Origin of the sequence: Neobacillus drentensis, from assembly GCF_036965645.1 — a bacterium.
Lineage (GTDB): Bacteria > Bacillota > Bacilli > Bacillales > Cytobacillaceae > Neobacillus > Neobacillus drentensis_D.
The window spans coordinates 1-9,125 of the sequence record NZ_JBALPZ010000141.1; the positions used below are offsets into that span (position 1 = coordinate 1).

Sequence of the window (9,125 nt, forward strand, 5' to 3'; positions counted from 1 at the left end):
CAGAAACATTTGGTGGAGTTTAGCAAATGAGTATGATTTGGTTTTTAATAAGAATGAAGAAGACTGGGAATCCTTTGGCAAGTTTATTAGTAGTGAAGATCCTTATCACCATTTGTTATCCAACCATAACGGCCTAAAAGTCTACGATGCATCGAAACCATGGATTACCCACTGCTCTATTCAAATAAATAGTGTACAAAAAACTAAAATGTTCAGAGATCAATATAAAAAGCCTGTTATGATTGATGAGTGCAAATATGAAGGAAATATTGATCAAGGTTGGGGCAATATATCAGGCTTTGATATGGTTCACAGATTTTGGACTGTTATGGTACTTGGTGGATACTGTACTCATGGAGAAACGTTTCATAGGGATGATGAAGTTCTTTGGTGGGCAAAGGGTGGAGAACTACACGGGGAGAGTGTAAACCGAATTGCTTTTCTAAAGAATATTATGTCTGAACTTGATGGGGACATACAGCCAGACAAAGCTACGTTTGATGTAAATCCTAATGATCCTAGTATAAAGGAAAAACTTGATTCTGTGGAGATGGATCCATTTGTAAAAGCTCTTTTTAGTCTTGACCCAGATGAATTAAATGAGTTTATGAACGGTTTTTCCACGGTCTTTTCCGGAAGACATGATGACAAATACATGATCAAATATTTGGGAAGGGAATGTCGCTGCTTCACTGAAATAGAGCTGCCTGAAAACGGTGAAGAGTATTCAATCGAAGTAATAGATATTTGGAAAATGACGCGTGAAACAGTGCTTGATAGGGCAAAAGGAAAGGTAAGGGTTAATTTACCAGGAAAAGAAGGGATAGCAGTTATTGCGGCTAAGAACAAATGACGGCAGAAGGGATTATCTCCTTTTAAGGGGAAATCCCCCTTTTATTTTTAAAGATATTGCGATTCACAACACCCCCCCCCTTAAATATTGTAGAAATTTTATAAAATAAATAGAAAAATTGAAATACATGATAAGTGTTCATATGAAAAAATAATAAAAAGATTTAATTTTCAAAAAAAGAAATGAAAACCTTTACATGCAAGGAGGTGAGACTATAGAACTTGGAAATATTTAATCTTTTAAGGTCTTTGGTAAATAAAAAAACGCTATTATCTTAATCTAACAAATTCAAAGGGGACCGTATTTTTATTTAAAGGGAGAAAAAAATTATATTTATACGGAGGTTATCCAATGGAAGCAGAAGTAGTCGTAGAACAAGCACCCGTGAAAAAAGCATCCAAGGACAATGTTGGGGCTTGGAGAATGTTTGCCTGGCAAAGCCGCGCACTATCCATATCGGGCAATGTGTTAATTTTAGGATTTCTATCGATTTATTGTACTGATACACTAAAAATACCGGCTGCTTTAGTAGGAACACTGTTAATGGCTACTAAACTATTAGATGGTATTACCAATTTATTAGCGGGTGTCATTGTGGATAGAACCAATACAAAAATTGGGCGTGCCCGTCCGTATGAGTTGAGTATTATCGGGGTGTGGCTATGTACATGGCTGATGTTTGCTTGTCCTCCTGAATTCAGTTTAGCAGCAAAAGTCGTTTGGGTTTTTTCCATGTTCTTTTTTGTAGATTCCATTTTCGGAACTCTCCTTAATGCAAACAATACGGTATATATGGTACGTGCTTTTTCAAAGCAAGAGCATTATGTTGCCATAAGTTCCTATGGATCCATTATTGTTTTTCTTGGAGCAATAGCGGTTAATGTTAGTTTCCCTATGTTGATGGGTAAGCTGGCTACCTCTGCGGATGGATGGAAGACTTTGATTGCCATCTATGCGGTTCCCTTTTTATTAATTGGATTATTACGCTTCTTTTTCATAAAGGAAACGAACAATGTCGATACGGTTTCTGGTGAAAAAGTAAATTTCAAGGAATTAATGTCTGTATTAAAAACCAATCGTTATATTTATACGATTGCCATCATGTTATTCGTGTTTAACTTTGTTACAAATATGGGAGTTGGTGTATATTACTTCACCTATATTGTAAAAAATGTCGGACTGATGGGTCCTCTTGCCCTAACCCAAGTAGTGATCTTACCTTTGGTGTTTTTGTTCCCAATGATTATCAGAAAATTCTCTACGACAAAGCTGATTGTGGCAGGTATTTTCATCACCAGCTCAGGTTATTTAGTTAATTTTATTGCAGTAGATAACTTCCCCCTTTTGGCCCTTGGCGGCATATTAACTGGAGCTGGTACAGTCCCAATCGCTATGTTGAGTGCTTTGATGATTATCGATTGTGCGGACTATAACGAGTGGCAGGGAAGACCTCGTGCGGAAGGTACTCTTGGAAGTGTAACAGGCTTTACTAGTAAAATAGGGGCCGCGATTGGTTCAGGTGTAATGGGTGTCTTGCTTAGTGTGTCAGGATATACTGGGAATGCGGCAACCCAGCCCGAGTCAGCGGATTTAATGATACGGATGTTATTCAGTATTATTCCACTTGTACTTTATATATTGGTAGCCCTTACATTGAGATTCTACAAACTGGATAAACTCGTTCCACAGATTCGTAAGGAAAATGAGGAAAGACGTAATCAAATGGGACTAACAGAATAAAAGGGCAAAAAGCATAAAAAAAGCTTTTACTAACTTTCTATGTATAACATGAATTGTATTTTTAATAGTTTTTAGAAAACCAAAATAATGGGAGTGTAATTATGACTGCTTCTAAGAAATCAAATTCATTAACAGCCGAAGAAGGACCTATGTGGATCACCGCTGATTGTGAGGACCCGCTATACAACCGTCCGGTCATCGACAGCGAATCCGATCACACCACTCCGGTACCTCACCACAAGGTATCGGGTCACTTTGAGGGAACTGATAAGAGGTTCAACTTCTACTTTCCATTGAAGAGTCAGTGGAAGGGACGATTTTTTCATTTGGTGTACCCGCTCATAGACGAGAACGCGACCGATGAGACATTAAGCTTCGGTGCGGACAGCGGGGCATACACGGTGCAGACGAACGGCGGGGGTGGTTATCGGGTGGACGCAGCTGCGGCCAAGTTTTCTAGGACGGTTGCTGCGAGCTATTACGGCTCATCTGAACGGATTTATGGCTATATCTATGGCGGCAGTGGTGGCTCCTTTCAGACAATAGGTGCCATCGAGAACACCAGTGGGATATGGGCCGGTGCCGTACCATTCATTCCTGGCGTGCCAACATCTATCCCGAATAACTTCTTTGCCCGGGCCTTTGCACGCTTCGTGTTAGAGGAGAAGGCCCAGCAGATTGCGGATACGGTGAGTCCTGGAGGCAGTGGAAAGCCATACGTCGGGCTCAGTGAGGTAGAACGGGCGGTGCTAGACGAGGTTACAAAACTGGGCGTACCGCTGCGAGCCTGGGAGGACTACACTTATTTGCTCGGAATGAACGATCCTCAAGGTCTCCTTGGTTTTGGTGAAGTAGTCCGAACCACTGATTCCAATTATGTGAATGACTTTTGGAGTAAGCCTGGGTATCTGGGCACGGAGCAATCAGCCCTCGGTGAAAAGTACCGTAACGCCAAGATTGACCACATCTCTACCATCATCAAGGTCAACCGAAACGAACAGAATGAACCAATTAGTATAGTTCTGAATAACGTGCCAGAGGATCTGACAACAACCGGCCTCGATTACACGCTTTACGCAGCGGAGGGTACGCCGAAGGTAGAAACACTTAGGGGTTCCCTCGATCCGGTCACGATGGTTTTCACCATTGGGAGTGAGACCCCGGAAAGTGTACTGAGTGCTATGAATGAAGGCTCAAAACTAAGAATCGACAATCGGTGGTACCTCGCCTTGCTCTCATACCATCGTCATCAGGTACCACAGCGACCGGGTTACGATGCCTGGAATCATCTTAGAGCGCTAGACGGAACGCCACTTTATCCACAACGGCCATTAGAAGTTGGACCAATGATATCCCTTGGTGTGACCGGTAGAGGCACCCACACTGGCATGATTCAAGGGAAGGTTATTATGGTTGCCAACCTGTTTGATAATGACGCTTATCCATGGCATGCTGATTGGTATAGCGCGAGGGTTAAAGATTCAATAGGTGAGCGCTTCGACGCCAACTTCTGTGTCTGGTACAACGACAACGCAGATCATATTGGTCCTCGTACTCACCGTCTAGTGCAATATGAAGGCATTCTCCATCAGGCACTTAGGGATTTAAGCGCTTGGGTAGAGAGGGGCGAAGAGCCTCTAGGCTCAACCCATTATGACGTGGTTGACAGTCAAGTTAAAGTGCCTGATAACGCTGCGGTGCGCCGAGGTATCCAGCCTGTCGTCGATCTAACCGTCAACGGCGACAACAGGATTGACATTCCGGCCGGTCAGACTGTCACCTTCAAGGCAAAGATCCAGGTTCCTCCAGGGTCTGGTAAGGTAGTGGGCTCCGATTGGGACTTCCTCGGCTCAGGCAACTTCGAGGCATTATCCTTCGGAAAGCCAAATGAGACGGTCGTGGTGAAGGCAACATTTACTTACAATAAGCCTGATACCTACTTCCCTGCGATTCGAGTGACGTCTCAGCGTGAAGGTGACCCGAACACATCTTTCGCGAAGGTCCAAAACCTTGGTCGCGTTCGTGTTGTGGTTCAATAGACGTACAGGCAGCCACAAATTAGAGTAAGAGGAATATAACTGGCCGAATCGGAAGGGGTTAATCAAAATGTGGTCAAATGACTACACTTTTGGTCAGTCCCTTTTTCGTTTACTGATCACTTCTAAGGTGTTAAACCTTGGGCAAAAGATAATATCTATATTTATACAAGAAACCTGGTGAAAATAGAATGGGAAAATAAGCTTACATCGAAGAACAAAATACCACCTTTAACTCGTATACTTTTGTTGAAAATCTAATTGTTCACCATACCCGAATAAATAATGTCGAAATTTTATAATACAAACAAAAAAAATGAAATACAGAAATCTTAATTTTTGAAAAAATAATAATAACGAAGAGTGAACAAAAATAAAGGCTTAAAAACATGGTATTAATTACCGAAATGTAAACGAACAAAAATAATATATTTACTCTTCAATTTAAATGATAAGGAGAAAACGGAGATGGATTCAGTTTTACCCAAAAAAACACCCTATTTAATGATAGCAATCTTATTTTTAGGAGCCTTTGTTTCTTTTTTAAATAACTCTCTTTTAAATGTGGCTCTGCCGTCTATCATGACAGATTTAAAAATTAAAGACTATTCCACAATACAGTGGCTTTCTACAGGCTATATGCTTGTTAGCGGTGTTTTGATTCCAGCATCAGCCTTTTTATTAACGCGTTTTTCGAATCGTAGATTATTTATTTCATTAATGCTTATTTTTATTTTTGGTACAGCATTAGGAGCGTTCGCACCAAACTTTGGTGTATTGTTGACCGGTCGAATGATTCAAGCAATAGGCTCTTCAGCAATGGGTCCCTTATTAATGAATGTTATGCTAGTGAGCTTTCCACGTGAAAAACGTGGGACTGCAATGGGTTTTTTCGGATTAGTAATGATTACCGCCCCAACCATTGGTCCAACAATCTCAGGATATATCGTAGAGTATTATAATTGGCGTTTACTTTTTGAAATGATCATACCTTTAGCTGTTATTAGTTTACTACTAGCAGTTTGGAAACTTGAAAATATAATGGACCAAAATAAAAATACGAATCTTGATTACTTCTCTGTTATCTTATCTTCTATTGGTTTTGGCGGATTGCTATATGGTTTTAGTTCTGCAAGTTCAGATGGTTGGACAGATACGTTTGTTTTAACTTCTTTAATAGTTGGGGCTATTGCTTTAATAGTCTTTATCTCTCGTCAATTTAAATTGGATGAACCATTATTAGATCTTCGAGCTTACAAGTATCCAATGTTTGCTCTAGCATCTATTATATCGATTGTAAACGCTGTAGCTATGTTCTCTGGTATGATTTTAACTCCAGCGTATCTCCAAAATGTAAGAGGAATTACACCACTTGAATCTGGTTTGTTAATGCTGCCTGGTGCCATTATTATGGGGATTATGTCTCCGATTACAGGGAAACTATTTGATAAATATGGTCCGCGAATTCTTGCAGTAACAGGTCTTGCAATTACAGCAGTATCAACTTATATGTTGGCAAACTTACAAATCGACTCAAGTGAAACATACATTATCTTTGTATACTCTCTCCGCACATTTGGTATATCAATGATTTCCATGCCAATTATGACAAACGGTCTAAATCAATTGCCAACTAGGTTAAATCCACATGGTACAGCCATTAATAATACAGCACAGCAAGTGTCTGGTTCAATTGGTACAGCTGTTCTTGTTACCATTATGAATTCAGTAACTAATACAGCTGCTAAAGGCCTTTTGAAAGGTGTTGATCCAACAACATTGGCACCGGCATCTCAAGCCTTATTAACACAGAAGGCTTTATTAGTGGGAATTCAATCTTCATTCTATGTAGCACTCGGCGTTAATATTGTGGCTCTAGTATTAGCCCTATTCGTTAAACGTGTTGATACTAGGAAAGAAACAGTCTTGGGAAACAAAAGGAAGGAAATCGTAGGCTTGTAAGTTAATAGACTAAATTCTAGGTTGATTTTTTCTTATAAATTTGATAAAAGAATTTATTTTCTTCTATTTATCTAATAAATCTAATGTTGTGATTAAAGCAGCTCGTTAATTGGCGAGTCTTCTTTAAAAATAGTGGAAAAGGGGTCAGATAAATATTGGAACGAATGATATCGGTTCGCCCGGCTATAAAAAAGAAGATTTACTTGCAAACTATAATACTATTTTAACTCAAATTGGTGAAAAATTGCCGGATTGCAAGGTATTTGTAATGGCTTATTATCCTATAAATGCAAAAGCGGATTTTCCTCCAATTGACAAGTCTAAAAAGGAAGAAATGTTTAAAACAAGAACTAATCAAGCAATCTCGGATGCGAATGAATTAATTAAAGAATTAGCAAAAAGACATGGTTATGAATTTTTTTTTGTAAAAAGGGTTTAATGGATTCTGAAGGAAACTTAAAAGAAGAATATGCAATTGATGGGATCCATATGTTTGCAAATGGATATAGAGTAGTCCTTAATAATTTAAAAAAGTACCTCTAATGACCAGTACCTAGTAAAAAGCATACTATTTAAAAAGATTAATAAAAATAGAGTCGGTGTCCAAGCATGAGTATAAAGTGTTATCAAAATGATTAAAGCCTAGAAGACAATTAAGATGAGAAAGGAAGTTCATGATGAAAAATTCGGAACAAATCATTCAGGATAGAGTATTAGGCCTACTAAGTGGTCACAACACGGAAGACCCGTTTCCATTATTTGTTCAGATGCGAAAAATGGGATCGGTGTTTCCTATTCAATTACCAATGGGTGGTGAGGATAACCAAGTCTGGATGGCTACACGAATGGAAGAAGTCATGCAGGTGCTGAAAGATCATGCCCGCTTTACGGTTGACAGCAGAGGACTTGGAGATAACAATCACATTCAGCAATCCTTAACCGGGAGCGAGGAATCCGGTCACTCTCACTTTCTTTCCACTTCTTTAAATGCCATTGATGAGCCCGATCATAAACGATTACGAACATTGGTGTCTAAAGCGTTCACTCCAAAATATATGGAAAGCCTACGTCCTCGTGTGCAAGAGGCTGCAGATGAATTACTCGATCAGGTTCAAGCAAAAGGTGAGATGGATCTAGTCAAGGACTATGCTAATCCATTACCAATCAACGTTATTTCTGACATGATAGGTGTGCCAAAATCAGATCGGAAAAAGATCCATGAATGGTCGGAGGCAATCGCAAATGGTCTTGGTCTGGGAAGGTTGGATCCAGAGGTAGCAAAAGGCCTTCAAGACTTCGGCAATTACATCAAGCAGCTTGTCGCCGAAAAACGTCAATATCCTAGTGATGATTTAATCAGCCAATTAGTCGCTATTGAGGAGGAGGGAGATCGACTGAACGAAGCGGAACTGCTCTCAATGATACAGCTATTAATATTTGCTGGGCATGAGACCACCTCAACTTTGATCTCCACTGGTACCATAATATTATTCGATCATCCAGACCAATGGGAGATGCTCAAGGCCAATCATAGTTTGGTTCCTTCCGCAGTTGAAGAGCTGCTGCGCTTTAATGGTCCTTCTACCATTGCTGGACCGCGTTATGCACTTGAAGACACTGAGCTTGGAGGAGAGCAGATTAAAAAAGGGGATGTCATTCTTCCTTTAATGAAATCAGCCAATCGAGACGAACTTCAATTTGCACAGTCAGAAGAACTAGATATTACGCGCAAAATCAAACGGCATCTTGCCTTTGGGCATGGCATTCATATGTGTTTAGGGGCTCCTCTTGCCCGGATAGAAGGGGATATTGCGTTTACTACCCTGCTTAAGAGAATGCCCAATCTTCATCTAAGAATTCCTCGCGAGAATGTTAGATGGCAATTCAAGCTAGCCTCACAGGGGTTAACCTCCTTGCCTGTTGCTTTTTAATAGGGGATAAGTTTGTACTCTGATATTCATAACCTGAGGAGGATGTTTGATGTGACGCTTAACTAACAAAGTTGCTTTTATTACAGGTGCTTCAAGTGGCATGGGGTTAGCGGTAGTAAAATTATCTGCTAAAGAGGGAGCCAAAGTAGTGGCTACCGATATCGCAATCAAACAATTGGAAGAAGCAGTATCCAATCTTGAGAGAGATATTCTTGCTCTTGAATTAGATGTTTCATCCGAGGAACAATGGAAAAATGTAAGTAGAAGCTTTTGGTAAAATCGACAACCCTTACTGAAGAAAGAGTGAAAAAGCTTACAGAAACAACAGGACCAAATATACCAGCTACTCCAGAAGAGATCGCAGAAGTTGTCATATTTGCGGCGACGACAGGGGCCAATATGCTAAATGGTACGATCGTTAACTGTGCAGGCGGCCAAATTTTTCAATAATGATATAATGGGGAACTACTCGAAGGCAAAATCGAGGATTTTCAGAGAGCTTCATAAAGCGAATTTGTGTTAATGATTTGATCCAACTCAAAAAAAAGCGAACGAAGGACGATACATCTAGTAATCTACTGTTGTATCTTTATGATGATAAAG

At 40.0% G+C, this 9,125-nt stretch carries 8 protein-coding genes; all 8 read left to right on the plus strand.

What is annotated here, in order from left to right; translation table 11 throughout:
- Positions 1-853: DUF5605 domain-containing protein (locus V7266_RS23895; protein ID WP_335471611.1), on the plus strand; the 853-nt coding region annotated here is incomplete at its 5' end.
- A 351-nt stretch (positions 854-1,204) separates the two neighbouring features.
- A complete protein-coding gene (locus V7266_RS23900) occupies positions 1,205-2,593 on the plus strand; it encodes an MFS transporter (protein ID WP_335471613.1) in 1,389 nt (462 codons plus the stop codon).
- A 101-nt stretch (positions 2,594-2,694) separates the two neighbouring features.
- Positions 2,695-4,632, plus strand: coding sequence for a Tat pathway signal sequence domain protein (locus V7266_RS23905; RefSeq protein ID WP_335471614.1), 1,938 nt, complete (start codon positions 2,695-2,697; stop codon positions 4,630-4,632).
- Between the two features lie 465 nt (positions 4,633-5,097).
- On the plus strand, positions 5,098-6,591 hold the full coding sequence (locus V7266_RS23910; protein WP_335471615.1) for a DHA2 family efflux MFS transporter permease subunit: 1,494 nt from the start codon (positions 5,098-5,100) through the stop codon (positions 6,589-6,591).
- A gap of 154 nt (positions 6,592-6,745) precedes the next feature.
- Positions 6,746-7,030 (plus strand): GDSL-type esterase/lipase family protein, encoded by a 285-nt coding sequence (locus V7266_RS23915; RefSeq protein WP_335471619.1) that lies wholly within the window; start codon positions 6,746-6,748, stop codon positions 7,028-7,030.
- Positions 7,031-7,268: 238 nt separating this feature from the next.
- Positions 7,269-8,522 (plus strand): cytochrome P450 family protein, encoded by a 1,254-nt coding sequence (locus tag V7266_RS23920; RefSeq protein ID WP_335471617.1) that lies wholly within the window; start codon positions 7,269-7,271, stop codon positions 8,520-8,522.
- A 100-nt stretch (positions 8,523-8,622) separates the two neighbouring features.
- Positions 8,623-8,799, plus strand: a complete 177-nt coding sequence (locus V7266_RS23925; RefSeq protein WP_420491494.1) for an SDR family NAD(P)-dependent oxidoreductase — start codon at positions 8,623-8,625, stop codon at positions 8,797-8,799.
- Positions 8,793-8,972, plus strand: a complete 180-nt coding sequence (locus V7266_RS23930; protein ID WP_335471618.1) for a hypothetical protein — start codon at positions 8,793-8,795, stop codon at positions 8,970-8,972. The genes V7266_RS23925 and V7266_RS23930 overlap by 7 nt, the downstream gene beginning before the upstream one ends.
- Positions 8,973-9,125 lie beyond the last annotated feature (153 nt).